The sequence below is a fragment of the Streptomyces sp. TSRI0281 genome (genome assembly GCF_001905125.1).
GTDB lineage: Bacteria > Actinomycetota > Actinomycetes > Streptomycetales > Streptomycetaceae > Streptomyces.
Map to the genome: position 1 here is coordinate 146,759 of NZ_LWLE01000008.1, position 24,709 is coordinate 171,467.

25 protein-coding genes and 1 pseudogene are annotated in these 24,709 nt (G+C 72.0%); 13 read left to right on the forward strand and 13 right to left on the reverse strand.

Translation table 11 applies throughout. The features are described 5' to 3' along the window. The first annotated feature begins 125 nt into the window (after positions 1-125). Together A6A29_RS15425 and A6A29_RS15430 are read left to right on the forward strand one after the other, a co-directional pair. Positions 126-1,973 (forward strand): annotated as a pseudogene (locus A6A29_RS15425) (hypothetical protein). Between the two features lie 183 nt (positions 1,974-2,156). Then, on the forward strand, positions 2,157-2,636 hold the full coding sequence (locus A6A29_RS15430) for an SRPBCC family protein (protein WP_073720650.1): 480 nt from the start codon (positions 2,157-2,159) through the stop codon (positions 2,634-2,636). A gap of 90 nt (positions 2,637-2,726) precedes the next feature. On the opposite strand, the gene A6A29_RS15435 is transcribed toward A6A29_RS15430, so the two are convergent. Next, positions 2,727-3,860 carry a PLP-dependent cysteine synthase family protein gene (locus tag A6A29_RS15435; RefSeq protein ID WP_073720651.1) on the reverse strand — a complete coding sequence of 378 codons (1,134 nt, stop codon included), beginning with the start codon at positions 3,858-3,860 and terminating at the stop codon, positions 2,727-2,729. Between the two features lie 301 nt (positions 3,861-4,161). Between A6A29_RS15435 and A6A29_RS15440 the strand changes: the two genes are divergently transcribed. Together A6A29_RS15440 and A6A29_RS15445 are read left to right on the forward strand one after the other, a co-directional pair. Then, complete coding sequence (locus tag A6A29_RS15440) at positions 4,162-4,479, forward strand: hypothetical protein (RefSeq protein ID WP_073720652.1); 318 nt, start codon at positions 4,162-4,164, stop codon at positions 4,477-4,479. A gap of 292 nt (positions 4,480-4,771) precedes the next feature. Continuing rightward, entirely contained in the window at positions 4,772-5,290 is a 519-nt protein-coding gene (locus tag A6A29_RS15445; protein WP_198953081.1) for an ATP-binding protein, read from the forward strand. A 68-nt stretch (positions 5,291-5,358) separates the two neighbouring features. Here A6A29_RS15445 and A6A29_RS15450 read toward each other — a convergent pair whose 3' ends face one another. Continuing rightward, complete coding sequence (locus A6A29_RS15450) at positions 5,359-5,658, reverse strand: SHOCT domain-containing protein (RefSeq protein WP_073720653.1); 300 nt, start codon at positions 5,656-5,658, stop codon at positions 5,359-5,361. Positions 5,659-5,858: 200 nt separating this feature from the next. Here A6A29_RS15450 and A6A29_RS15455 point away from each other — a divergent pair, with 200 nt between their 5' ends. From A6A29_RS15455 to A6A29_RS15465, 3 genes are all read left to right on the forward strand, one after another. After that, positions 5,859-6,452: a TetR/AcrR family transcriptional regulator gene (locus A6A29_RS15455; RefSeq protein ID WP_073720654.1), complete on the forward strand. Its 594-nt coding sequence runs from the start codon at positions 5,859-5,861 to the stop codon at positions 6,450-6,452. A 69-nt stretch (positions 6,453-6,521) separates the two neighbouring features. Beyond that, entirely contained in the window at positions 6,522-7,103 is a 582-nt protein-coding gene (locus A6A29_RS15460; RefSeq protein ID WP_073720655.1) for a DUF4865 family protein, read from the forward strand. An 86-nt stretch (positions 7,104-7,189) separates the two neighbouring features. Beyond that, complete coding sequence (locus A6A29_RS15465; protein WP_073720698.1) at positions 7,190-8,089, forward strand: phosphotriesterase family protein; 900 nt, start codon at positions 7,190-7,192, stop codon at positions 8,087-8,089. Between the two features lie 195 nt (positions 8,090-8,284). Here the strand turns inward: A6A29_RS15465 and A6A29_RS15470 are convergent, their stop codons facing one another. Then, entirely contained in the window at positions 8,285-9,499 is a 1,215-nt protein-coding gene (locus tag A6A29_RS15470) for an ROK family protein (RefSeq protein WP_073720656.1), read from the reverse strand. 240 nt (positions 9,500-9,739) lie between these two features. On the opposite strand from A6A29_RS15470, the gene A6A29_RS15475 reads away from it, so the two are divergent. The 4 genes from A6A29_RS15475 to A6A29_RS15490 all read left to right on the forward strand — a co-directional run bounded on the left by A6A29_RS15475 (position 9,740) and on the right by A6A29_RS15490 (position 12,514). Further along, positions 9,740-10,864, forward strand: coding sequence for an MFS transporter (locus A6A29_RS15475; protein ID WP_073720657.1), 1,125 nt, complete (start codon positions 9,740-9,742; stop codon positions 10,862-10,864). A gap of 96 nt (positions 10,865-10,960) precedes the next feature. Beyond that, entirely contained in the window at positions 10,961-11,329 is a 369-nt protein-coding gene (locus tag A6A29_RS15480) for an SCO4225 family membrane protein (protein WP_073720658.1), read from the forward strand. A gap of 22 nt (positions 11,330-11,351) precedes the next feature. After that, complete coding sequence (locus tag A6A29_RS15485) at positions 11,352-12,131, forward strand: maleylpyruvate isomerase family mycothiol-dependent enzyme (protein WP_073720659.1); 780 nt, start codon at positions 11,352-11,354, stop codon at positions 12,129-12,131. A gap of 86 nt (positions 12,132-12,217) precedes the next feature. After that, positions 12,218-12,514 carry a DUF6332 family protein gene (locus tag A6A29_RS15490; RefSeq protein WP_073720660.1) on the forward strand — a complete coding sequence of 99 codons (297 nt, stop codon included), beginning with the start codon at positions 12,218-12,220 and terminating at the stop codon, positions 12,512-12,514. Here A6A29_RS15490 and A6A29_RS15495 read toward each other — a convergent pair. The 3 genes from A6A29_RS15495 to A6A29_RS15505 form a co-directional block, all read right to left on the reverse strand. Next, positions 12,475-13,140, reverse strand: a complete 666-nt coding sequence (locus A6A29_RS15495; protein ID WP_073720661.1) for a response regulator transcription factor — start codon at positions 13,138-13,140, stop codon at positions 12,475-12,477. The genes A6A29_RS15490 and A6A29_RS15495 overlap by 40 nt on opposite strands. Then, complete coding sequence (locus A6A29_RS15500) at positions 13,137-14,450, reverse strand: sensor histidine kinase (protein WP_073720662.1); 1,314 nt, start codon at positions 14,448-14,450, stop codon at positions 13,137-13,139. The genes A6A29_RS15495 and A6A29_RS15500 overlap by 4 nt, the downstream gene beginning before the upstream one ends. Before the next feature lie 189 nt (positions 14,451-14,639). After that, on the reverse strand, positions 14,640-15,416 hold the full coding sequence (locus A6A29_RS15505) for a TetR/AcrR family transcriptional regulator (RefSeq protein WP_073720663.1): 777 nt from the start codon (positions 15,414-15,416) through the stop codon (positions 14,640-14,642). 126 nt (positions 15,417-15,542) lie between these two features. On the opposite strand from A6A29_RS15505, the gene A6A29_RS15510 reads away from it, so the two are divergent. Beyond that, on the forward strand, positions 15,543-15,995 hold the full coding sequence (locus tag A6A29_RS15510; RefSeq protein ID WP_073720664.1) for a nitroreductase/quinone reductase family protein: 453 nt from the start codon (positions 15,543-15,545) through the stop codon (positions 15,993-15,995). 145 nt (positions 15,996-16,140) lie between these two features. Here A6A29_RS15510 and A6A29_RS15515 read toward each other — a convergent pair whose 3' ends face one another. After that, the gene (locus A6A29_RS15515; protein WP_073720665.1) at positions 16,141-17,355 is read right to left on the reverse strand and encodes a geranylgeranyl reductase family protein; all 1,215 of its coding nucleotides are present in this window, start codon (positions 17,353-17,355) and stop codon (positions 16,141-16,143) included. 195 nt (positions 17,356-17,550) lie between these two features. On the opposite strand from A6A29_RS15515, the gene A6A29_RS15520 reads away from it, so the two are divergent. Further along, entirely contained in the window at positions 17,551-18,915 is a 1,365-nt protein-coding gene (locus A6A29_RS15520; RefSeq protein WP_073720666.1) for a dipeptidase, read from the forward strand. Positions 18,916-19,024: 109 nt separating this feature from the next. Here A6A29_RS15520 and A6A29_RS15525 read toward each other — a convergent pair whose 3' ends face one another. From A6A29_RS15525 to solA, 6 genes are all read right to left on the reverse strand, one after another. Further along, positions 19,025-20,062 carry an NUDIX hydrolase gene (locus A6A29_RS15525; RefSeq protein ID WP_073720667.1) on the reverse strand — a complete coding sequence of 346 codons (1,038 nt, stop codon included), beginning with the start codon at positions 20,060-20,062 and terminating at the stop codon, positions 19,025-19,027. Positions 20,063-20,251: 189 nt separating this feature from the next. Continuing rightward, positions 20,252-20,542, reverse strand: a complete 291-nt coding sequence (locus A6A29_RS15530) for a hypothetical protein (protein ID WP_143196989.1) — start codon at positions 20,540-20,542, stop codon at positions 20,252-20,254. Between the two features lie 564 nt (positions 20,543-21,106). Continuing rightward, on the reverse strand, positions 21,107-21,316 hold the full coding sequence (locus A6A29_RS15535) for a hypothetical protein (protein ID WP_073720669.1): 210 nt from the start codon (positions 21,314-21,316) through the stop codon (positions 21,107-21,109). Further along, positions 21,309-21,512, reverse strand: a complete 204-nt coding sequence (locus A6A29_RS15540; protein ID WP_073720670.1) for a helix-turn-helix domain-containing protein — start codon at positions 21,510-21,512, stop codon at positions 21,309-21,311. Before A6A29_RS15540 ends, A6A29_RS15535 begins: the two co-directional genes overlap by 8 nt. Positions 21,513-21,712: 200 nt before the next feature. Continuing rightward, complete coding sequence (locus A6A29_RS15545) at positions 21,713-23,431, reverse strand: ABC-F family ATP-binding cassette domain-containing protein (RefSeq protein ID WP_079182771.1); 1,719 nt, start codon at positions 23,429-23,431, stop codon at positions 21,713-21,715. 103 nt (positions 23,432-23,534) lie between these two features. After that, positions 23,535-24,683 carry an N-methyl-L-tryptophan oxidase gene (gene solA, locus A6A29_RS15550; RefSeq protein ID WP_073720671.1) on the reverse strand — a complete coding sequence of 383 codons (1,149 nt, stop codon included), beginning with the start codon at positions 24,681-24,683 and terminating at the stop codon, positions 23,535-23,537. Positions 24,684-24,709 lie beyond the last annotated feature (26 nt).

Sequence of the window (24,709 nt, forward strand, 5' to 3'; positions counted from 1 at the left end):
GACGGTTTCGGGAAGATCGGCAACGACCGGACGCACGATTCGGTGCGGATGATGTGACCGTCACACGATCGACTCGTTTGCCGGTATGACGTTCTCACCACGTGGCCCCGGAAGGCACCGAACTCATGCCGATCCATCAACCGCAGCAGCGGACCGACACCACGAGCGAACGCCCCGGCGTCCAGCAGGCCGAGGCCGCGCTCATGGAGCACTACCCGCACCTCGTCCGGCTCGCCTATCTCGTGCTGCCGCCCTCGCTCGGCCGGCACCGCCGGGTCCTCGCCGCCCACGGGGCGGTGCAACGGTCCCTGCCCGCACGGCGGAGTGCCGCTCCCGAGCGGGTCCGGGTTCCGGCCCGGACGCGAGCCCCTGAGTCCGGCGAGGGACCGGACGGGCCCCGGGGGGCCGCGTACACCTGGATGCGGCTACGGGTGCTCCGTGCCGCGCTGGCGTACGAGCGCCGGCCCCGCTGGTGGCCCGGACGCCTTCCCGCACCGGCCGCCCTGCGCCCCACCGTGCCGTCGGTCCGGGGGCTGCGGCTCTTTCCACGGGCGGGCGGTGTCGACGAACTCGCGCTGGACCGGGCCCTGTCCACGGTGTCGGGAGGGGTACGGGCCGCCTTCGCCCTGCAGTTGCTGAAAGGGCTGCCGGAGCCCGAGGTCCGCGCGGTGCTCATCGAGGCCGGGTGGAGCCACGTCGCCGACGCGGTGCGGGCTGCCGGGCGGCTGAGCCGGCCCGACCGTTCGGCGGCCGAGGCGCTGTTGCGATCCGGTGAGTTCGATCCGTGCACGGTGCAGACCCGGCCCAGCGATCTGCTGCGGCGCAGGCACCGGACGCGCGCCGGGAGGGCCCTCGCGGGTGGACTTCACCGCCTGGCCCGCCCGCGGCGACCGGCGCGGCGACCGGGCCCTGCTCGGCCGGGCCCTGCGGGCCTGGGGGCAGCCCTCGCGTGCCCTACGGGTTTCCACCGCCCCGGGCACGTCCGATGCGCCCCCCGCCCAGCCACCCGGACTGCTGTACGCGGGCGAGGTGGACGGGGCGGCCGTGGTGCTGCTCCACGACGGCGGCGTACGGGTGGTGCGCTATGCCGAACCGCTGTCCGGATCCGGCGCCCCGGCGCTGGACTTCGCGCGGGCCGACGACGCGGATGTGACGACGGGGCGGCCGTGGTCGTCAGCCGGACGGGAGACCGGGCGAGGTTCCTGCTGGCCCCGTGGGTCTCGGAGACCACGACCCGGGACCTGCTCACTCCGGACACCCCGGCCCGCCACCTGGACGTGGGCGCGGACGGTGTCACCGCTCCGGTGCCCCGTCCCGCGCCCGGCGGCGACTGCGGTTCCTGGCCGGTCATGGAACTGCGGTCCTCGGAAAGCATCGTGGAGAACCATGCCTTCCTCCTGACCGACCTGGGTGATCTCACCCCCGTCCCTCTCACGTACACGCCGAAGCCCGGCCGGAGTGCGCCGTCACGTCAGCCGCGCGAGGCGACGGGTACCGAGGCGTTGTTCGGCTGGGCACGCACCGCGTGTTCGCTGCGCACCTTGCGGGGCACCGGCGTGCGCGCCGTGAACAACTGGGAGTTCGCCGAGCAGAAGCTTCCCGAGGGCGGCGCCCGGATGGGGTGGGTGTGCACGCGGGCCGACACCTGGCAGGGGCCGGGCCGGATCCTGGTCCAGCTGCTCCAGCCGTCCGCCTCCCCCACGGCCCCGGCAGCGGTGGTGGCCGACCGGAGCGACACGGCGCTGTGCAGCCGGTTCGGGCAGCACATTCTGGCGAGCGCCCGCTGGAAGGCCCCGTCCGGCCGGTGGTACGTCCTGGCCGCGGGCAGCCGGGCGGTGAACCGCATCGAGGCCGCGGGGGCCGTGCGCGGCGGTGTGCCCGGCACGACGCTCGCGCTGCGGGCACCGCAGGACGCCGCGGTCGATCTGACGGCCCGGCTGCGGGAGGGCGGGACGATGCCGGCGGTGCGCTGAGGCGGGGCACGTGTGCGCGTTCACGACGCGGGTCGGCGCGGGTCGGCGCGGGTCGGCGCGGGCGAGGAACAGGCCGGCGCGGGCAGGGAGCGGGCTGATCAGCGTATTGGTACAGACATCTGACGTCGTGGCCGCTATCGTGTGCGCGGCTCTCCGTCGCCGATCGCCCGGGAGGTGCGTTCCATGGCACGCCGACTCCGTACCGTGGGCCTGGACTTCACCGAGTCCGCGCCGCTGCGCCTGGTCTTCGCCGCCGAGGTGGCCGCGCCTCCCGACGCCGTGTACCGGGCGCTCGCCGAGGACGTCGCGTCCTGGCCGTCCTGGTTCACCGCGGTGACCAGGGCCACGCCCACCGACGCGGGGGCGGGCCGGGAGGTCCGGCTCAGGGGCGGCACGGTGTTCCGCGAGACGATCGTCGCGGCGGAACCGGACGTGCGGTACGCCTACCGGGTCGACGAGTCCAACGCCCCCGGCCTGCGGGCCCTGTTGGAGGAGTGGCGGCTCACCCCGTCCGCGACCGGGACGCATGTGCAGTGGACGTTCGCCGCCGACGGGACCGCTCCGTTCCGGTTCGTCCTGGGCCTGGGGCGGGCGGGGGTGGGGCGCTCGTTCCGCGACGCCGTGCGCCGGCTCGGCGACCGGCTTGCGGGGGCAGCCGCCTGAGTGACGCGCTTCCGTGCGCCGCGCGGACGCCCGGCGCACGGGGTCCGGCCAGCCGGGGTCCGCCGCACGGGGTCGGCGCACGGGGTCCGGTCAGTCGGGCCAGTTGCCCGTGCTGAGGAAGCGGTCGACGGTCTCGGTGTAGGGGGCGATGTCGAGGCCCTGCTCGCGCAGCCAGCTGTCGGAGTAGTACTTGTCGAGGTAGCGGTCCCCCGGGTCGCAGATCAGGGTGACGATGCTGCCGGTCCGGCCCTGTTCCACCATCTCGGCGACCAGCTTGAACGCGCTCCACAGACCGGTGCCGGTCGAGCCGCCCGCCTTCTTGCCGATGCCGCGTTCCAGGGCGCGCACCGCGGCGACGCTGGCCGCGTCGGGCACCTTCATCATCCGGTCGATGGCTCCCGGCACGAAACTCGGCTCCATCCGGGGCCTGCCGATGCCCTCGATGCGGGAACCGCAGTCGCTGGTGGCCAGCGGATTGTGGTGGGTCCAGCCGTCGAAGAAACAGGAGTTCTCCGGGTCGGGCACGCAGATCCGGGTGTCGTGCTGCATGTAGTGGACGTACCGGGCGATGGTCGCCGAGGTGCCGCCCGTCCCGGCGGTGGCGACGATCCAGGCAGGTTCCGGGTACCGCTCCAGTCGCAGCTGCTGGTAGATCGACTCCGCGATGTTGTTGTTGCCGCGCCAGTCGGTCGCCCGCTCCGCGTAGGTGAACTGGTCCATGTAGTGGCCGCCGGTCTCGGCGGCCAGGGCCGCGGACTCCTCATACATCTTCCGGGAGTCGTCGACGAAGTGGCACTGCCCGCCGTGGAATTCGATCAGCCGGCACTTCTCCGGGCTGGTGGTGCGCGGCATCACCGCGATGAACGGCACGCCGATCAGCTTCGCGAAGTACGCCTCCGAGACGGCCGTCGAGCCGCTGGACGCCTCGATGACCGGCTTGCCCCGGCGGATCCAGCCGTTGCAGAGCCCGTAGAGGAACAGTGACCGGGCCAGCCGGTGCTTGAGGCTGCCGGTGGGGTGCGTCGACTCGTCCTTGAGGTAGAGGTCGATGCCCCACTGCTCGGGCAGCGGAAAGCGCAGCAGATGGGTGTCGGCCGAGCGGTTGGCGTCGGCATGCACCTTGCGTACGGCTTCCTTGAGCCAGGCCCGGTACTCCGGGTCGCTGCGGTCGATGTCCACGGTCGCCGTGGCCCCACTGTCACGTCCGTGCCCACTGGTGTCCATCAGCGCGTTCCTCCTCGTGTCACCGATACTCCCGTCCACCCACGATATTCCCCCCACCTGCGCAAACATTGACTTTGATGTTCCATAGCCCTGCCTTGGTGCGGATCTGCGGCACTGCTCCGGCGTGAACCCGCGCGCCCGCCCGGCGCGAGCGCGCGCCCCTGCCGGGCGTGGACGCGTGTGACGGCTGTGGCGTGCGGCGCGGGGGGCGCGCATCCCGTCCGGATGACACCTGGTGAACTCGGCCCGACCAGGGCAGACTGCCCAAGCAGGAGTCGGTACGAAGGGGGGCGAAGCCGCGATGACGGACGCCGAGTTCAGTGCGACAGGGGTCAGGATCGAGCGATGGGCCAGGTCGCTGACCAAGGCGGGGCAGGTGGTCGTCAAGGACGGCCGGGTTGCCCTCCTGACGAGTTACGGGCGGGAGATCGACAGCGCCCCGGTGGGGGCGGTGAGCGCGGGCAAACCCTGGTTCGCGACCGCCGATTCGGCGACCGCGCGGGTCAACGGCGTGCGGTACCGGCTGACGATGGGGCAGCGCAGCCGCAGACGGGACGGTGCGGCTCCGGTCCACCGTTTCCTGGAGGTGCTGCGCAACGCGGGCGGCCGACGGGGCTGACGACCGGGCAGGGCGGGCGGCCCGCGGGAGGCGGCGGTGCGGACGGCCCGCGAGGGCTGTCCGGCGGCCGGGCGGAGCGGCCGGGCGGCCACCGCGAGTTGCGGAGCCGTAACCACTGGTCCACGCTGGACATACGTCACTGATGGTGCACCGGCGGTAACACTGCGATCCAGTCCGCCGGGCATCAGCAATCAGGACGGACCAAGTCATAAGCAGACCAGAAACAGCAGCCAGCCATCTGCTGGATCCGTTCCTTCGTCTTCTTCCGGACCTATTTCGGGGAGTCGCAGCCGTGATCAGCGAGCCAAGCAGGCACTGCACGGTGGAGCTCCAGGCCCTGCCGTCGCGGATCGGTCAGGTCCGCAGAATCATCTCGGCGCAACTGCGCTACTGGCATCTCGATCCTCTGATCGACCCGGCAGCGCTGGGCGTCACCGAACTGCTGACCAATGTCCACCGGCATGCCCAGCCGGACAAGTCATGCACCGTCGAGATCGAGCTGCTGCTCGACCGGCTGACGGTCTCCGTCCACGACCACGACCCACGGCTGCCGACCGTGAACGAGGCGGATTCCTTCGCCACCTCGGGCCGGGGCCTCGCCCTGATCGCCGCGGTCAGCGAGAGCTGGGGCGTGCGGCCGAGCGGCGTGTCCGGCAAGGCGGTCTGGTTCACTCTTCCGGCGCCCTGCGGCACCACCACCCTGCCACCGCTCCCGGTGTACGGGTCGATGACCGACGGGCCGTTCGGTGCTGTGCGCACCGACCCCGTGGAGTCGGTCGCGAGCCCCGTCAGGTCGGCCGTCGTCGGCTGACCGGGCGGGGCGGGCTCACGTCCCAGGGGTGGTGGGCACTGCCGGGTGGTTCACACCCCCGGGCGGGGTCATGCCGCACGGCCGTTGGAACCGGGACCGAACTGCTCGTCCAGGACGGAGAGCCGGCGCCAGTACTCGTCCTCGTCGATCTCTCCGGCGGCGAACCGGCGGCCGAGCAGAACGATCGGCGAGGGCTCACCGGGAGCACCGTGCGGGGTCCGGGCGGCGGCGCCCTGCCAGGGTCCGCGCCGGGAGCGCCACACAGTGCGTCGCAGCAGGGTGACGACGCCGACGACGACGGCCGCCCAGAGGATCGGGAAGAGAAGGATCCAGGGCCCGGGTCCGCCGTTGTACGCCAAGGTGTTCATCTCGGTCAGCTCCCTCGGTTCAGGGGGGTGTCACGTTCTTCTGTCGCTTACGAGCCTGTCCCCGGCAGGGGGTCCGGCGCGTCGTGCGGCCGGCGACAGTGTGCGTACCACCGCGGGAGCAGACGGCGGCATCCCGGCGGCTCCCCGCCCGCGGCCGCCCGCCTGCTCGCCTGCCCACTCCGCAATCTGTACCTACTAGTATGTACAGTGGGGTCATGAGCACTCCGGAGCGTCTGATCGAAGCCACCCGGGAACTGCTGTGGGAGCGCGGCTATGTGGGCACCAGCCCCAAGGCCATCCAGCAGCAGGCCGGAGCGGGCCAGGGCAGCATGTACCACCACTTCACCGGCAAGCCCGATCTGGCGCTCGCCGCCATCCTGCGTACGGCCGAGGAGATGCGCGGGACGGCGGGGCGGCTGCTGGACGGCCCCGGTTCCGCGCGGGAGCGGATCTCGGCGTATCTGCTGCGGGAGCGCGATGTGCTGCGCGGCTGCCCGGTGGGGCGTCTGACGATGGATCCGGAAGTCATCGCGAACGACGAGCTGCGCGCGCCGGTCGACGAGACCATCGGCTGGCTGCGCGGACGGCTCGCCGAGCTTGTCCAGGAGGGTCTGGACGAGGGCGAGTTCGCTCCCGGGCTGGTTCCCGGACAGGTCGCGGCGACCGTCGTCGCGACCGTGCAGGGCGGCTATGTGCTGGCCCGCGCCTCGGGCTCGACCGCCGCCTTCGACACGGCCGTCGAGGGTCTCCTCGCCCTGCTGACGGCCCACGCCCCGGGCCCCCCGGCCGGCTGATCCCCCACCTCCACACCCGTCCACCCGCTCACCCGCCCTCGCCCGACGGCGGGGCCCGAGGAGTGCGCCATGCACGTCATGCAGTACGAGATCACGTTGCCCGCCGATTACGACATGGAGGTCATCCGTAAACGGGTCGCGACGAAGGGCCATCTGCTGGACGCCTTTCCCGGCCTCGGCCTCAAGGCGTACCTGATCCGCGAACGCGGCAAGGGTTCACCGGTGAACCAGTACGCCCCCTGCTATCTGTGGGCGACCCCCGAAGGCATGAACTCCTTCCTCTGGGGGCCCGGATTCCAGGGCATCGTCGATGACTTCGGGCGGCCGGAGGTGCAGCACTGGACGGGCCTGTCGTACGTGGAGGGCCCCTCGTCCGGCGCCCTCCCCCGTACCGTCGTCCGCCGTCGTGAGCGCATTCCCCCGGTGGTACGGCCCGCGGCGGCGGTCGAGGCCGCGCTGGAGGAGTCATGGCGGCTGGCCGCCGTGCCCGGGGCCGTCGCCACCGCGCTCGCGGTGGACCCGCGCCACTGGGAGCTGGTCCACTTCACGCTCTGGGAGCAGGCGAGCCCCGAAGCGGTCGGCGACCACTACGAGGTGCTGCATCTGTCGGCGCCGGAGCGCGAGCGGCTGGGCCGCGGGAGGCAGTGGTGACCGAGGCAATGGCGACCGAGACCGCGGCGGCGGAGACCGTGGTGACGGAAGCAGTGGTGGCGGAGTCGACGGGGGCGGAGTCGACGGTGGCGGTGGTCCGTACCGTCCTCGGTGACATTCCCGCCGGGGAGCTGGGGGTCTGCGACGCCCATGACCATCTCTTCCTGCGCAGCCCGCGCCTGGCGGGGCAGGAGCTGGACGACGTGGGCCGGGCGGGCGAGCGGCTGCGCGCCTTCCGCGGGCTCGGCGGACGTTCGGTGGTGCAGTGGACGCCGTACGGGATGGGCAGGCGGGCGGCGGATCTCGCGGCGCTGTCCCGTTCGACGGGCGCGCACGTGGTCGCGGCGACCGGGCTGCATCAAGCGGTGCACTACGACGAGGAGTCGCTCCGCCGCATCGGCCCCCGGCCCGCCGATCTCTTTGTCGCCGAGGTGACCGGGGGCATCGGGACGACCGGCGTGCGCGCCGGGCTGATCAAGGTGGCGGGGGCGTTCCACGGGGTCGACGCCCATGCGCGGCGCACGATGACCGCGGCGGCGGAGGCGCATCACCGGACGGGTGCGCCGATCGCCGTCCATCTGGAACTGGGCACCGGAGCGCTCGACGTGCTGGAGTTGCTGTGCGGGGAGTCGGGGGTCGATCCGCGTCGGGTGATCCTCGGCCACCTCGGCCGCTCCCCGGACGGAGTCGTGCAGCGCGAGGCCGCTGCGGCGGGGGCGTTCCTGGCGTTCGACGGTCCCTCGCGGGCGAACCATGCGACGGACTGGAGGCTGCCGGAGCAGCTCGCGGCGCTCGCGGACGCGGGTTTCGGCGGGCAGTTGCTGCTCGGCGGCGACACGACGGTGCCCGAGACACCCGGCATGCCGCATCTGCTGCGCCGGGTGCGGCCCCGGCTCGAACAGACCCTGGGCAAGGAACTGTTGGACGCGGTGCTGATCGGCAACCCGGCGCGGGCCTTCTCCTTCGCACCGGTACGCGGTGGCTGAACGCGCGGCGAGGTCGATGCGCGCGGCCGAGCGACGGCACACGCCGGTGCACGGTCTCCGAGCCCCCGCGCGCCGGCACGGGAGCCGATCCTCGTGCTCCGGCTCAACAGCCGATCCCCCGCGCGCCGGAGCGCGCTGAGCCCCGCGCCCTGAGCCGCCGCGCCCCTCGCGCGCCCGGACCGCCCGGCGCCCCCTTCAGGAGAGGGCGCTCAGCGGGTCGTCGAGCACCGGCTGCCACGCCAGTTCGGCGGCGCCCACCAGGCTGTTGTGGGCGAGGGTGCAGGGCAGGATCGGCACGCTGCCGCTGCGCCCCCAGAGGCTGCGGTCGGCGACGACCGCCCGCAGCCGCTCCGGGTCGGCTTCGAGGAGGTCGCGGTGCAGCCCGCCGAGGATGATGCGGTCCGGGTTGAGGATGTTGACCAGACCGGCCAGACCGAGCCCCAGCCGGTCGATCAGCTCCTCGGCGGCGTTGCGTACGGCGGCGTCCTCGTACTCCGTACGCAGCAGATCACCGGCCTGCTTGAGCAGGGACTCCTCCGGCCCGGGCGCCCGGCGGGCGGCGGTGAGAAAGGCCAGCGGATCCGTTTCGACGTCGAGGCAGCCGCGCCCGCCGCAGTGGCAGGGGCGCCCCTCGGGGTTCACCGTGAGTTGTCCCACCTCCAGCGCGAGCCCCGAACTCCCGCTGTGCAGGCGGCCGTCGATCACCAGGGCGCCGCCGACGCCGCGGTGGCCGGTGGCGACACAGAGCAGATGCCGGGCGCCGCGTCCCGCGCCGTGGCGGTGTTCGGCGAGCGCGGTGAGGTTGACGTCGTTGGCGGTGAACGCGGGTGCGGTGATGCCCGCCTCGCGTACGCAGGAGGCGAAGATCTCGCGGACCGGGGCGCCCGCCGGCCAGGCGATGTGGAGCGGGTTGAGTGCCGTGCCCTCGGGCTCGGCCACGGCGGACGGTACGGCGAGTCCGGCGCCGACACAGCGCAGCCCGCTCTCGCGCAGCAGCCGGGCCCCCTCGGCGACGACCTCACCCAGCACCTGGGCGGGGTCGGCCATCACGGGGACACAGCCCGGCGCGGTGGCGACGATCCGGCCGCCGAGGCCGACGAGCGCGGCGCGGAAGCCGTCGGCGTGCACCTGGGCCGCGAGGGCGACCGGTCCGTTCTCGCGGACGGACAGCCGGTGCGAGGGGCGGCCCTGCGAGCCGGCCGCCGAACCGGGGCTGGAGTCGACCCGGATGAGCCCGAGCGCCTCCAGTTCCGCGGCGACCGCACCGGCGGTGGCCCGGGTGACGCCGAGCTCGGAGGTGAGTACGGCGCGGGTGGGCGCGCGTCCGGTGTGGACCAGTTCCAGCGCGGGGCCGAGCGCGCTGCGGCCCCTCTCCAACTTCGTCCGGGTGGTGGTCACCTTGCCGTTCATGGGGGCGAGTCTCCCATGATCCGGAGGTGCCGCCGACGCTTCGGAGCCGTACGCCACCCGCTCCCGTGCCGTATGCCGCCGCGCCGTCGGCCACCTCCGGCCACCGTCTTGCGCCCTTCGTCCGTGCGCCCCTATGCTGAGTTTGTGCCGCAACTAAACAAACTGCGGACGGCCCTACCGGGGGGACTTGGCGGAGACACCGCCCCACCCTCGTCGGCCCGCCTCCGTACCGCGCTGACCGTGTTCTTCGCCCTCGATGGCTTCCTCTTCGCCGGCTGGGTGGTCCGCATCCCGGCCATCAAGCAGCAGACCGGTGCCACCGCCTCCACCCTGGGACTCGCCCTGCTGGGCGTCTCGGCGGGTGCGGTGATCACCATGATGCTCACCGGCCGGCTCTGCCGGCGCTACGGCAGCCATGCCGTCACCGTGGCCTGCGGAGTCCTCCTCTCCCTGAGCATCGCGCTTCCCGCGCAGACCCATTCGGCGACCGCGCTCGGCTTGGTGCTGCTGGTCTTCGGCGCCGCCTACGGCGGCATGAACGTGGCGATGAACAGCGCCGCGGTCGATCTGGTCGCCGCCCTGCGACGACCGGTGATGCCGAGCTTCCACGCCGCGTTCAGCCTCGGCGGAATGATCGGCGCCGGGCTCGGCGGGCTGGTCGCGGGCGGGCTCTCCCCCGCCACGCATCTCTTCGTCCTCACCGGAGTCGGACTGATCGCCACCGCCGCGCTGGGGCCGACGCTGCTGCGCCACCCCTCGCGATCCGCGACGCCCGCCGCGTCGCACACCCCGTCGGCCCCGAAGCAGCGGCTGGACGGACGGGCCCGCCGGGTGGTCCTCCTCTTCGGGGTGATCGCGCTGTGCACCGCGTACGGCGAGGGGGCACTCGCCGACTGGGGCGCCCTGCACCTCGAACAGGATCTCGACGCCCACCCCGGCCTGGCCGCCGCCGGATACTCCCTGTTCGCCCTCACCATGACCATCGGCAGGCTGACCGGCACCACCCTGCTCGAACGGTTCGGCCAGACCCGGACGCTCGTCCTGGGCGGCGCGACGGCCGCGGCCGGAATGCTGCTGGGCGCGCTCGCGCCGACCATCTGGCTCGCCCTCGTCGGCTTCGCCGTCACGGGCCTGGGTCTCGCCAATATCTTCCCCGTCGCGGTGAGCCGGGCCGGGGAGCTGGCAGGACCGAGCGGGGTCGCCGCCGCCTCGACGCTCGGCTACGGCGGAATGCTGCTGGGCCCGCCCGCGATCGGCTTCCTGGCCGACTGGTTCTCCCTGCCGGTCGCCCTGACGACGGTGGCCCTGCTGGCCATGGGGGCCGCCGTTCTGGGGTACGGCGCACGCAACGCCACGCACACGTGAGCTACGCACGCATGAACGATTGAGTAGCCGTACTCAGGCGTTCCCGGCTCCCCCGGCGCACGCTGGAAGCCTCAACCACTCGATCGGGAGCCGGCCATGAAGAACCAGGTCATCAACCACCCGCACCTGCGCACACTGGTGCGTCTGACCTTCGGTAACGCCGTCTCGCTGTGCTATCTCGGCCTGGTGCTCGCGGCAACGGTCCTCGTCACGGTGGACACCCTGTTCGTCACCCACGAAGACGCCTCGTTCTCCGGGGTCTGGCTGTTCCTGCTGGCCGCCCCCACCGTGTTCGTCTTCTTCGTCGGGAGTTCCCTGGCGGGTGCGGACGCGGGCGGGCCGACCTGGTTCCTCTGCCTCGCCCTCGTGGTGTCGGTCCTGGTGCAGTCGCTGGCGCTCGGATGGTTCGCCCGTCTGGTACGCCGGGGCGGCCGGGCCGGCTCCCCGCACCCGCAGAGCGCCTGAGCCCCCTGCCACAATCGGCACCATGGAGATCACGGATTACCTCAAGTCCCTTTCCATGGAAGGCCGTCTGCTCGCGGCGGCGGCCGAACAGGCCGGTCCGGGCGCCTCGGTCCCGACCTGCCCCGGCTGGCAGATGCGCCATCTCCTGCGGCACACCGGCATGGTGCACCGCTGGGCGGCGGCATTCGTGACCGAGGGGCACACGGAGTACCACCCGGACGGCGGTGAACCGGATCTCGACGGGGGCGAGCTGCTCGACTGGTTCCGCGCGGGCCACCACCATCTGGTCGAAGCCCTCGCGGCGGCCCCCGCCGATCTCGACTGCTGGGTCTTCCTGCCCGCGCCCTCGCCCCTCGCCTTCTGGGCGCGGCGCCAGTTGCACGAGACCACGGTGCACCGCGCTGATGCCGAGTCGGCGCTCGGAGGAGCGCTCACACGGGTGGGTACGGAGCATGCGCTGGACGGCATCGACGAACTGCTGACCGGGTTCCACGCCCGTCCCAGGAGCCGGGTGCGCACCGATGTCCCCCGCACCCTGCGCGTGCGGGCCGTGGGCGCGGACGCCGATGCCGATGGGGGCGCCGACGCGGTGTGGACCGTACGCCTGTCGGCCGAACCGCCGAAAGCGACCCGCGAACAGGTCCTCCACGAGCTGCCGCCTGCCGACTGCGAGTTGAGCGGGACGGCCGAGGGCATCTATCTGACCCTCTGGAACCGGCTGCCGCTCTCCGCCGTCACGCTGACCGGCGACCGTACGGTGGCGCGGCTGTGGACGGACAACTCCGCGGTCACCTGGAACTGACGCCGCGCCGCGCTCCCCCGGGAAGTGCGGCGCACCACCGGTGGGGCTCCCTTGCCGCCACCGGACGCCCCTGTGAGAATCCGGGCATGGGGCGACGCACACAGGCGGACCGGGACGCGATCACCGTCGAGATCGGCTACGCGCTGGTGAGCGGGACCGTGGTGGCGGCGGTCACCTTCGCGGGGATCTACGCGCCCGCCCTGCTCTTCGCTCTCACGCACCACGGCGAACGCCTCCTCCTCGGCATCGGTGCCGGAGCCGCCGCTCTCGCCTTCCTCGCCCGGATCGTCCATGTGCTGTGGCGCTTCCCCCGTGCCGCGGAGGGCCGGCCCATCCCGGCCGATCAGCCCAGCCAGCCGGGCCGTACGAGCCCCGACTCATAGGCCATGACGACCAGTTGGGCCCGGTCGCGGGCACCCAGCTTGACCATGGTGCGGCTCACATGGGTCTTGGCGGTGAGCGGGCTGACCACCAGTCTGCGGGCGATCTCCTCGTTCGACAGCCCGATGCCGACCAGCGCCATCACCTCCCGCTCCCGGTCGGTGAGCCGGCCGAGAGCGGTCGCGGCCGTGGGCTCCTTGGACCGGGCGGCGAACTCCGCGATCAGCCGACGGGTCACTCCGGGCGAGAGCAACGCGTCCCCGTTCACCACCGCCCGCACCGCGCGCAGCAGTTCCTCCGGTTCGGTGTCCTTGACGAGGAAGCCGGAAGCCCCGGACCGGATCGCCTCGAAGACGTACTCGTCGAGTTCGAAGGTGGTGAGCATGACCACCTTCACCTCGTTCAGCGCGGGGTCGTCGGTGATCCGCCGGGTCGCGGCCAGGCCGTCCAGACGCGGCATCCGGATGTCCATCAGCACGGTGTCCGGGCGCAGCTCGCGCACCAGCCGCACGGCCTCCTCGCCGTCCGCCGCCTCTCCGGCCACCTCGATGTCCGGCTGGGCGTCCAGCAGCGCCCGGAAGCCGGCCCGGACCAGTAGCTGGTCATCGGCGAGCAGTACGCGGATCACGGTGTCTCCTCCGGCTGAGCTGCTGGGTCCCCGGGCCCGGTCTCCGGGTCCCGCGGGGCGGCGGGCAGCGGGAGTTCCGCCCGTACCCGGAAGCCGCCGCCGGTCCGGGGGCCCGCCTCGATCGTGCCACCGAGCGCCGCCGCCCGCTCCCGCATTCCGACGAGCCCGTTGCCGCTGCCGCCCGCGTCGCCGCCGGTCGCGGGGCCTTCGTCGTCGATACGGAGGCGGAGGCGCCCGGCGCCGTAGCCGATCCGGACCAGTGCGGTACGGGAGCCCGAGTGCCGCACGACGTTGGTCAGGGCTTCCTGCACGATCCGGAAGGCGGCCAGATCGGTGCCGGGCGGAACGGCGGTCTCCGTACCCTCCGTCTCGACGGTGACGGTCAGGCCGGCGCCCGCCGCCTGGTCGACGAGTTCGGGCAGCCGGTCGAGGCCGGGGGCCGGGGCGCGAGGGGCGTCACCCGGCGTACGGAGGTTGGCGAGGACCTGCCGCACCTCGTCGAGCGCCTCCTTGCTGGCTCCCTTGATGGTGATGAGGGCAGAGCGGGCCTGCTCGGGGTCGGAGTCGAGCAGGGCGAGCCCGACCCCGGCCTGGACGTTGATGACGGAGATGCTGTGGGCGAGGACGTCATGCAGCTCGCGGGCCATCCGCAGCCGCTCCTCGTCCGCCCGCCGCCGCTCCGCGGCCGCCCGTTCCGCCCTGGCCGCCGCCCATTGTTCGCGGCGTACCCGCAGCAGTTCGGCGGCGGCGACGATGGCCACCACCCATGCGGTGATGAACGCCTCCTGCCCCCAGGGCGCGGCACCGTCCCCGGCGGGCGGCAGCCACCGGTAGAGCCAGTGGCCCACCAGCACATGCCCGGCCCACAGCCCGCCGAGCGACCACCAGGCGGCCTTCCGGTGCCCGGACACGATGGCGCTGAAGCACCCCACGGCGACGGCGATGAAGACCGGGCCGTACGGGTAGCCCGCGGCGAGATAGAGGAGTGCGGCGGCGGCGGCCGTGGTCACCGCCACCACGGGATGCCGGTGGCGCACCAGCAGCACCGCGACCGCGACGAACAGCAGCAGCCGCGCGAGGACGTCCACCGGCTGCCTGTCCTGGCCGTGCGCCGCGAAGCCCGTGCCGACCATGACGAACACCAGCAGCGCGATGGTCGAGGGCCACGGAAGCCCGGCGGCGGACCGTGCCCGCAGACCGGACAGCCAGTGCGGAGGTTCCCCCCGCCCCCAGGGGCCGCGGGGGCCACCGGGACCGACGGGGCCCCGGGGTGGACCACCACGCGTGTGTGATCGCTGCTGCTCTTCCATGGCGGCAACGCTAGACGGGTCACCGACGCGCGGGCGTCAGCCGGGCGTGGTGATCACACGTACTCCCCGGGGAGTACGCCGTGAGGGCGGCGGACGGTGTCGCGGCGGGCGGTGACGGGACGGGTGATGCCCGGGGTTCCGTCCGGACGGCTCCCGGTCGGGCTCGTTCTCCGGCTCCCCCGCAGCCGCCTACCGGGTTCCGGCCCGGCTTCCGGTCAGTCCCACCGAGCGGGCGAGTTCGCCGACGGCGTGCCGGAAGAGGACGTCCCGCGCCTCGACGACCCGGTTGAACTGGCCGAAGAGTTCGAACGAGATCAGGCCGAAGAGCTGCGCCCAGGCGGCGACGAGCGCGGCCACGACCGCGGGCGGGAGATCCGCGGCGAGGTCGGCCGCCATCCGCTCCGCCTCGGGGCGGAGTTCGCCGTCGAGGGGCGGCACGGCCAGACCGTCGGCGCGGTACGCCTCGCGGAGAAGACCGATGAACACCACCCCGACCCGGGAGGCGGGGCCGACCGTGTCCCGCGGAGCGATGTAGCCGGGGACGGGCGAGCCGTAGATCAGTGCGTACTCATGGGGGTGGGCCAGGGCCCAGTCGCGTACGGCGCAGGCGACCGCGGTCCAGCGCGCGAGATACGGGCCGGCCGGTGACGCGGCGGCGCGGCGCACGCCACCACCGGCACCGCCACCGACATGGGCGGCGGCACCAGGAGCGGCACCCGTGGCACGGGCGGACTCCGCCGCCTCGCCGACCGCGTCATAGGCGTCGACGATAAGAGCTGTGAGGAGGTCGTCGCGGCTGGGGAAGTAGCGGTAGAGCGCGGAGGAGACCATGCCCAGCTCGCGGGCGACAGCGCGGAGGGAGAGCTTGGCGGCACCCTCGGCCGCGAGCTGCTTCCGGGCCTCGTCCTTGATGGCGGCGGTCACTTCGATACGGGCGCGTTCCCTGGCCCCTCGGATAGTGCTCATGGCCTCAGTCTGCCACGACGGCGGATCACTGAACACTAATGAGAGCAGTGCTCTTGCTTTCGAGCACCGAACACGTGCACACTGATCTCAAGCGAGAGCACTGCTCTCCCAACGGTGGGAGTCACCATGCCGCAGCCGTACTACCTTCAGGGCAGCCCGTTCACCATCCGGCTGAACAGCGCGATCGGCTGGCTCGCCCGGCACGGAGTGAGCTTTCTCGGCTCGGCCGAGATGTCGGTGCGCGGGCGCAAGAGCGGGCAGATGCAGCGCATCCCCGTCAACCCTCACACCTACGAGGGCACGCAGTACCTGGTATCGGCCCGCGGCCACTCCCAGTGGGTGCGCAACATGCGGGTCGCCGGCGGCGGCGAGCTGCGGGTCGGTCGGAAGGTCCGCACATTCACGGCCGTGGAGATCGCGGACGACGAACGGAAGACGCGCATCCTCCGCACCTACCTGGAGCGCTGGGGCTGGGAGGTCAACAGCTACTTCAAGGGCATCACGGCGAAGTCCACGGATGCCGAACTCCTCGCCGCGTGCCCGGACCACCCGGTCTTCCGGATCACGGTCGAGGCGTGACCGCCCGCACAGCCCCGGTCGAGGCGTGACCCCCGCACAGCCTCCCGGCGGATGCGCCCACCCCGGAGACCGCGATCCGGCGGAACCGCGCAGAAGCGCGGGAGCACGCCGAACCGCGGCTACCAGCCTGAACCGCAGAACAGCCCTAGCGGTCCATCGCGCTCATCGCCCGCTGCGCCAGCGGGTGCGTACGGACGAGCTCGGCCAGCGACGTGGTCCCGCGGGTGATCCCGGCGAATGCCTTCCAGGCCGGGCGGAAACTGGTCAGCACCGCGTGCAGCAGTCCCGGGCGGCGCTCGAACAGCTTGAGCATGCGCCGCCCGACGCCCATCTCCACACCCAGCCCCGCCTTGATGGCGAACGCGTAGTTGAGGGCCTGCCTGCGGGCGTCCACCGCGTCGTGCGATTCGGCGATCCGGACCGCCCACTCACCGGCGAGACGCCCCGACCGCAGCGCGAAGGAAATGCCCTCCCGCGTCCACGGCTCCAGCAGCCCCGCCGCGTCGCCGCACACCACGACCCGGCCGCGCGACAACGGTGAATCATCGCTCCGGCAGCGGGTCAGATGGCCGGAGGAGACCGCGGGCTCGAACCCGGCGAGGCCGAGCCGGGCGATGAAGTCCTCCAGATACCGCTTGGTGCCCGCGCCGTCACCACGCGCCGAGATCACCCCGACGGTCAGGGTGTCTCCCTTGGGGAACACCCAGCCGTAACTCCCGGGCATCGGGCCCCAGTCGATGAGCACCCGCCCCGCCCAGTCCTCCGCCACCGTCGCCGGTACGGGGATCTCGGCCTCCAGACCGAGGTCCACCTGGTCGAGCTTCACTCCGACGTGAGCGCCTATCCGGCCCGCACTGCCGTCGGCGCCGACGACCGCGCGGGCGAGCACCGTCTCGCCCCCGGACAGCACCACGGCGACCGTGCGCCGGTCGGGTACGGCGGGCCCGTGCTGCTCCACCCGCACCACCGCGGCTCCGGTGCGCAGTTCGGCGCCGGCCTTCTGCGCCTCCTCCACCAGACCCGAGTCGAACTCGGCGCGGTTGATGAGTCCGAAGAGCATCCGCTTGGACCGACGCGTACGCGACAGCTTCCCGTTGAGCGAGAAGGTCACCGCGTGGATGCGGTCCTTCAGGGGCAGTTCGAAGCCCGGGGGCAGCGAATCACGGGAGAACCCGATGATGCCGCCGCCGCATGTCTTGTAGCGGGGCAGTTCCGCTTTCTCCAGCAGCAGCACCCGCCGGCCCGCCACGGCTGCCGCGTACGCCGCCGATGCTCCCCCCGGTCCGGCGCCGACCACGACGACGTCCCAAACGGACGACTCTTCCGACTCACGTCCGGCGTCTGCGTTCTCGCTGCTCACGATGTGCTTCTGCTCCCGATCCGACCAGTGGCCCCAAGCTGCTCACGGCATCCTACGGCGCGATTCGGCCAAGCCCCGCTGTGGGAGGATCGGCCATGATTTCGTCGTACTGACAACGCCGGACAAAAGGCGTCGCCCACGGCCGCGTACACAACGCGCCGTACACATAACGTCGCACCCACGAGGAGCGTGCCCATGACCGCCCGTCCGATTTCCGAGACCGTCGCCTCGCTGATGCCGCGCGCCAGGACGGAGCTGGCCGAGCTGGTGGCCTTCCGGTCGGTGGCGGACCCCGCCCAGTTCCCGAAGAGCGAGTGCGAGGCGGCGGCCGGATGGGTCGCCGACGCGCTGCGCGCCGAGGACTTCCAGGACGTGGCCCTGCTCGACACTCCCGACGGCACCCAGTCCGTCTACGGCTTCCTGCCCGGCCCGGCCGGCGCGCCGACCGTGCTGCTCTACGCGCACTACGACGTGCAGCCCCCGCTGGACGAGTCCGCCTGGCTGTCCCCGCCGTTCGAGCTGACGGAGCGCGACGGCCGCTGGTTCGGCCGCGGCGCGGCCGACTGCAAGGGCGGGTTCATCATGCATCTGCTCGCGCTGCGCGCGCTGAAGGCGAACGGCGGCGTCCCGGTCTCCGTGAAGGTGATCGCCGAGGGTTCGGAGGAGCAGGGCACCGGCGGTCTGGAGCGGTACGCGGAGGCGCACCCCGAGCTGCTGGCCGCCGACACGATCGTCATCGGCGACACCGGTAACTTCCGGGTCGGCCTGCCGACCGTCACCGCGACGCTGCGCGGGATGACGATGCTGCGGGTGAAGCTCGACACGCTCGAAGGGAACCTGCACTCGGGGCAGTTCGGCGGTGCGGCCCCGGACGCGCTGGCCGCGATGATCCAGCTGCTGGCCTCGCTGCGCGCCGAGGACGGCACGACGACGGTCGACGGTCTCACCGCGGACGCGGAGTGGGACGGTCTGCAGTACCCGGAGGCGGAGTTCCGCAAGGACGCGAAGGTCCTGGACGGGGTGGAGCTGATCGGCGCGGGGACGGTCGCGGACCGGATCTGGGCGCGGCCCGCCGTCACCGTCATCGGGATCGACTGCCCGCCGGTGGTCGGTGCGACGCCGTCCCTGCAGGCGAGCGCGCGGGCCCAGGTCAGCCTGCGGGTGCCGCCGGGCCAGGACGCCGTCAAGGCGACCGAGCTGCTGACCGCCCACCTGGAGTCGCACGCCCCGTGGGGGGCGCGGGTGACGGTGGAGCAGGTGGGCCAGGGCCAGCCGTTCCGTGCGGACACCACGAGCCCGGCGTACACGTCGATGGCGGACGCCATGCGGGTCGCGTACCCGGGCGAGGAGATGCAGTCCTCCGGCATGGGCGGCTCGATCCCCCTGTGCAACACGCTCGCGAGCCTGTACCCGGAGGCGGAGATCCTGCTGATCGGTCTCAGTGAGCCCGAGGCCCAGATCCACGCGGTGAACGAGAGCGTGTCCCCGGAGGAACTGGAGCGGCTCTCGGTGGCCGAGGCGCTGTTCCTGCGGAACTACGCGGAGTCCAAGAAGGGTTAGCCCGCCGCGTCGGATCGCGCCCGGTCCGACGGTGGGGCTCCCGCCCCCGGCCCTGCCCCGTCGCCCGGTGATCCGGGCCGGAGCGGGGGCGGGGGCGGGCCCCGGTCCGTCATCCCACCGGCACCCCGGCCTCCAGATTGAGCACGGTCGACCGTTCGCGCGCCCGCAGTGCCCAGCGCAGCCGCTCGTAGCGGGTGGGCGGCAGCATCGCCGCCGCCTCCGCCTCGGTGACGAACCGCCAGCCGCGCAGCTCCGAGCCGGGCAGCAGCAGATGCGCGGCGTCCTCGCTGCGCAGCAGCCCGCCGTCGAAGAGGAAGCGCAGCCCGCCGTAGCCGGGTGGTTTCGGCGGCTCCCAGTCGACCACCAGGAGTTTCGGTATCCGGTCGAGCCGGAGTCCTATCTCCTCGGCGACCTCACGCATCCCGGCCCGCGCCGGAGCCTCCCCCGCCTCCACCACTCCGCCGGGGAACTCCCAGCCCGGCTTGTACGTGGGGTCGACGAGCAGGACGCGGTCCTGTTCGTCGAAGAGCAGGACCCCGGAGGCGACCGTCTCCGCGGTCGGTTCGGGGGTCTGGACTATCTCGCACGCCTCGGCCTGCCCGTTGCGCACCGCCTCGGCGATCCGCTGTGCCGTCTCGTGCGGAGTGAGGGTGCTGGTGTCGATGGTGTGGGCGTCCGCCGTGATCCAGTCGAGGGCCGCCAGATAGGGGTCGATGTGTTCGTGGGCCCACCGTCGGATCCGCTCGCTGTGTTCGGGGTCGTCCGGGAATTCCGTCCGCCCCGCGATCCGGCCACGAAGGATCGTTTCCTCAGGTGAGAGCAGTACATGGCGCACGGGAATGCGCCGGGAAGCGAGCCCGCCGAAGATCTCGTCGCGGTATTCCTGGCGCAGGAGCGTCATCGGTACCACGAGCACTCCCGGCACCTCGGCGAGCAGCGCGGCCGCCGTGTCCACCACCAGTCGCCGCCAGATCGGCAGGTCCTGGAAGTCGGTCACCTCGGCGAGCTTCTTCTGGGGCAGCAGGGCGCGCAGCCCGCCGCCGGTCAGCTCGGGGTCGTACAGCGTGCTGTTCGGGATCAGATCGATCAGTTCGCACGCGGCGCTCGTCTTGCCCGCACCGAACGCACCGTTGACCCACACGATCACTCGTACTCCAAGAGGGGAAGGCCGCTGATCAGCGGCGGAACGGATTGCGCGGGATCACATGAGAGACGCATGGGAAAAGTCGGCGTCCATAGCCCGGCTCCCACCACCTCCTTCTCCCAGACCCTGTGGAGATACCCAACGATCCGCTCCTCCATCGCGAGGGTCACCTCGCGATGGCGCCCTCCACCCCTATATGCCCTCTCCGGCCATCTCCTCGACTGCCGGCAGGGCGGGCCGCGCCCACCGTTCGTACCGCGGCCGGGGCGTACGCTCGTCAGCGCCGTCCCTGATCGGGAACCAGTAGGTGTTGTCGAAGTCGGTGGAGAGCAGCGGCTTGCCCTGCGGCGAAAGAAAGACCCACGGCTGGTCGTGGGACGCGAAAAGGGCCTCTTCGCGTAGTTCGTCGTCCGGCTCGGAGGCCGGCCGGCACGGCGAGACGTAGCCGCGCCGCAGGCCGAACATCTCGCCGGGTGACCTCATCCCGGTGAAGGCGATAGTCCAGACGTAGGTCCCTCCGGCGAAGCCCCCAGACGTGGTGGGCGTTGTGGGCCAGTTGATGCACGGACCGGGTCGACAGCCGCCGCTTGACTCGGCGCATCCGCTCTTTCCTATACAGACCCCGCCCACTTCTGCTCAATGATGGGCGATTCTTCACGGTATTTGCACTTCACCACCGCATCTCCCATGAGCATCTTGAACGTGCCCAGGATTTCCTTTGTCCTGCCCGGTCCACCACTTCACACGGACGCTCTTCCCGCGGACTTCCGTGTACGGCACTTGACATCTCCCAGTTTGATGGTCGGCGTGCGCGGAGGACGGCGGACACTACATGCTCCAGCCTTCTCCACCACCCGCCCTACTGCGAGTGCCCAACCGAGCACCCACGGCAGGACAGTGGGCCCCGGGGCTTCCATGAACCGCCTCACGCGCTGTCGGACTGCGCGATCTTCGACAATTCCGGACGGCAGGACGCACACCGTCTCTCCTGCTGCTCGGGCCGCGGTAACGCGGAAAAGGTTGTACGGGGATTGAAGCGCATCCTTTTCATTCCGACACATCACCCGACCTCCGCAGCGCCTCCACGAGCTGCTCACTGAAAGCGTCAAGCTCCCCGATCGCCACGGTCGGCATCGTCTTCCTCGCGGCTTTGAACACGGCTTCACGGACGGCCGCCACACTCAACCCCACCCTGGCCGATGCAGACTCGCCGTCGGCGGCGGAGCCAACGAGGACTGGCTCGGCGCCTTCAGCCACAGCTCCTCGTATCCCACCCGAGCGCTCGGTCGACCTTTGCGTAGGTCACCTCGCGAACGCCCATCCCCTCCTCGACGCGTCGCCACGTGTCCTTGGAGATGCCTGCCGCCTCGGCGGCCGCGAGGCGCGAGCGGTAGAGCTCCAGCCGACGCGTCCTGACGTGTGACGCAAGTCGGGCGAGATCGCGCGTTCCCATGCTGACATCCTCGCAGGACCAACGATGACCAGCCAGATCCCCCGCGAGCCAGCCGAACAAGGGCCGGGTTCTCGACATCGTCGACCTGACACAGGCCGGTCCGACGACGTCGAGACCCGGTGAGCCTGGTTCAGCAACAGCCTGCTTACTCTACGTCGCCTCGGACACGGCCCGCGGCCGTTGTTGTGCCCGGGGCTTCCTCAGCTCTGCCACGGGCGGCTCAGGTATCCCTCGGCCAGCTCCCTTACCTTGTCCGCGTATCGGTGGCGCAGCGTGCGGTCGTGGGTGATCATCACCACTGGGCCCGGGAACGACTCCACCGCTTCCTGGAGTTGTTCGACAAGCGGCAGGCTGAGGTGGTTCGTCGGCTCGTCCAGTAGGAGCAGTTCCGGGCTGCCCGCGAAGAGTTCGGCCACGGCCAGGCGGCGGCGTTGTCCGGTGGAGAGTCGTTCGACCGGGACGGACAGGTCCGCTCGGCGGAAAAGGCCGAAGCGGCCCAGTTCTTCTTCGGCGCTCTCCTGGTCGAGGGCGCGGAGTTCCGCGTACACCTCCAGGAGGGGCCTGTGTGCGCCAGCGTAGTTGGTCTCCTGGGGAAGGTAGCCGATACGCAGGCCCGCGCGGGCGGTGATGGAACCGGCGTCCGGTCGTTGGGCTCCTGCCAGCACCTTCATCAGGGTCGACTTGCCGCACCCGTTCGCTCCGACGACGACCACCAGGTCGCGGGGGCGTAGTTCCAGGTCGATGCCGTGCAGGACATGTTTGACAACGATGCCTTGGGCGCGCAGGAGGCGTACCTCGCTCCTGCCGGCTTCGCCGGTGTCGTGGGGCGTGGCTCGGGCCTCGGTGCTGAAGTGGAGGGGCTGCGGCGGGCGCGGGACCGGTTCGTCGAGCAGGCGGCGCAGGTCGAGGCGGGCTGCTCGGGCTGCTCTGGCCACGGCGGCTTGCGCGCCCGCGCCTGCCATGTCGAACGCCATCTTGTTGCGGTCGCGCATCTCCTGGCCGTGTCCGCCCGCCTCGTCCGACCGGGCGATGCGCCGGCGTACTCGGGTGAGTTCGGCCTGCCACCGGGTGTATTCGGCTTCCCAGCGGGTGCGGGCGGCCCGTTGTTCGGTGAGGTAGTCGCGGTAGTCGCCGCCGTGGCGTACCAGTGTCGCGCGGGGCCCGTCGAGGTCGGCGATGGAGGTGACCGAGGCCGAGAGAAGCGCCCGGTCGTGGGAGGCGATCACACAGGGTCCCCGGTAGTGGGAGAGCCAGTGCAGGAGCCAGCCGGTGGCACGGTCGTCGAGGTGGTTGGTGGGCTCGTCGAGGATGAGTGCGGAAGGAGTGGCGAGGGTCAGTTCGGCGAGTGCCAGGCGTGCGCGCTGGCCGCTGGAGAGGCGGCTGACCGGGCGCTCCCGTGCGACAGCGCCCAGACCGAACACCTCGAGGACTTCGCCGGCCCTGGCGTCACGTTGCCAGCCGCCACGGTCCTCGAACGCGTCCTGGGCACGGCCATATCTGGCCAGGAGGTCTTCCAGCGCGGTGCCTTCGGCTTCGGCCATGCATGTTTCGAGGTCGCACAGCTCGGCGGCAACCTCGTCGAGTTCGGTGAAGGCGCGGTCCAGTACGTCGCTGAGCTGCCACCCTGCGGGGAAGGCGGGTTCTTGCGGGAGGAATCCGACGCGGCCGGTGACCGCGCGTACGACGTCGCCTCGGTCGGGGGTCAGGTCGCGGCCGAGAACTCGCAGCAGGGTGGATTTGCCGAGGCCGTTCTCCCCGATGAGTCCGACGCGTTCACCCGCTCCGACGGACAGGGAGATGTCCCGCAGGACAGGTCTGTCGCCCAGGGTCACCGAGACGCGTTCGGCGGCCACGTGGGAGGCCTCGGGGCTGCCCGCGAGGATGTCGGCGGTGGAGGAGGTCGTGGGGTCGAACGTCATGTACCCAGTCTTCTCACGATCGGGGCCGGGGAGTATGCGACGGGGCTGCTTGGCGGGCGTCTCCGGCCGGAAGGTGCGGTGGCTGCGACAGGGGCGGGCTCCTTCAGGCCAGGCTGGCGCGGTTCGGGTCGGTGAAGTCCAGTGGCATCCGGGTGGGGGTGCCCGTGACCAGGTCGGCCAGTGCCTCGCCTATACCGGTGGCGTGCTTGAATCCGTGGGCGTTGCAGCCTCCGGCGAGGACGAGGCGGGGGTCGCCGTCCGGCCTGCCGAGGACGAACTGCCCGTCGCGGGTGCGGGTGAGCATGCACACGGAGACCTTCGCCGGGGCGGGCTCCAGGCCGGGCAGCCGGGTCTCCAGCACGGCGGCGAGGTCGGACCAGTCCTCCTGGACGGTGGCCCGGTCGTCGGTGTCGGGGTTCAGGGGCCTCGGGGTGCGGCCGTGGATCTCCAGGCCGAGCTTGACGTCGTGGGGGCCTTCGCTGCCGTTGCCCCACAGGACCTCGCCGCCAGGCAGCTCGCGCATGAAGACGGGGAACTCATCGATCGCGAAGCGCTTGTCCGGGGTACGCGGGCGGAACCAGGTGAGGGGCATGCGCAGGGTGGTGAGGGCCAGCTGGGGCACGTGCACGCCGAGCCAGGAGCCGACGGTCAGCACGGCTTGGCGGACCCGCAGGGTGCGGGAGCCGGTGATCAGTTCGACGCCGCCCGGTAGCGGGCGTACCTCGTGGACGCGGGTGCCGGTGAGGACCTGTGCTCCGGCGTCCTGCGCGCGGGCGGTCGCGGCGCGTACGGCGGCTTCTGGGCGCAGGATACCCGCGGACGGCTCCCAGACGCCGATGTCGTCGGGGCCCAGGGCGGCGTGCAGCGGGTGGTGTGCGGCGAGTTCGTCGCGGGTGAGCCGTTGCACGGGGATGTCGTGCTGGGCTGCGGCGCGCAGGGTGCCGCCGACGACACGGCCGTTCTCGGGGCCGATCAGCAGACCGCCCCGGTTGTCGAACAGTTCCTCGCCGGACGCATCGCTGAGCGCGTGCCACAGTTCCAGCGAGCGCCGGGCCAGCGGGACCAGGCCGGGGTGTTCGAGGCAGGTGATGCGGAACATGCGCGACCCGCCGTGCGAGGAGCCCCAGGGATGGCCGGGGGTGAACTGTTCCATGCCGATGGCGTCGATGTCTCGGGCTGCGAGCTGCCAGAGCGCGTTGGAGCCCCAGGCGCCGAGCCCGACGACGGCCACGTCGGCGTCCCATGTGCTCACGCCGGGACCTCCTTGGTGGAGTGCCC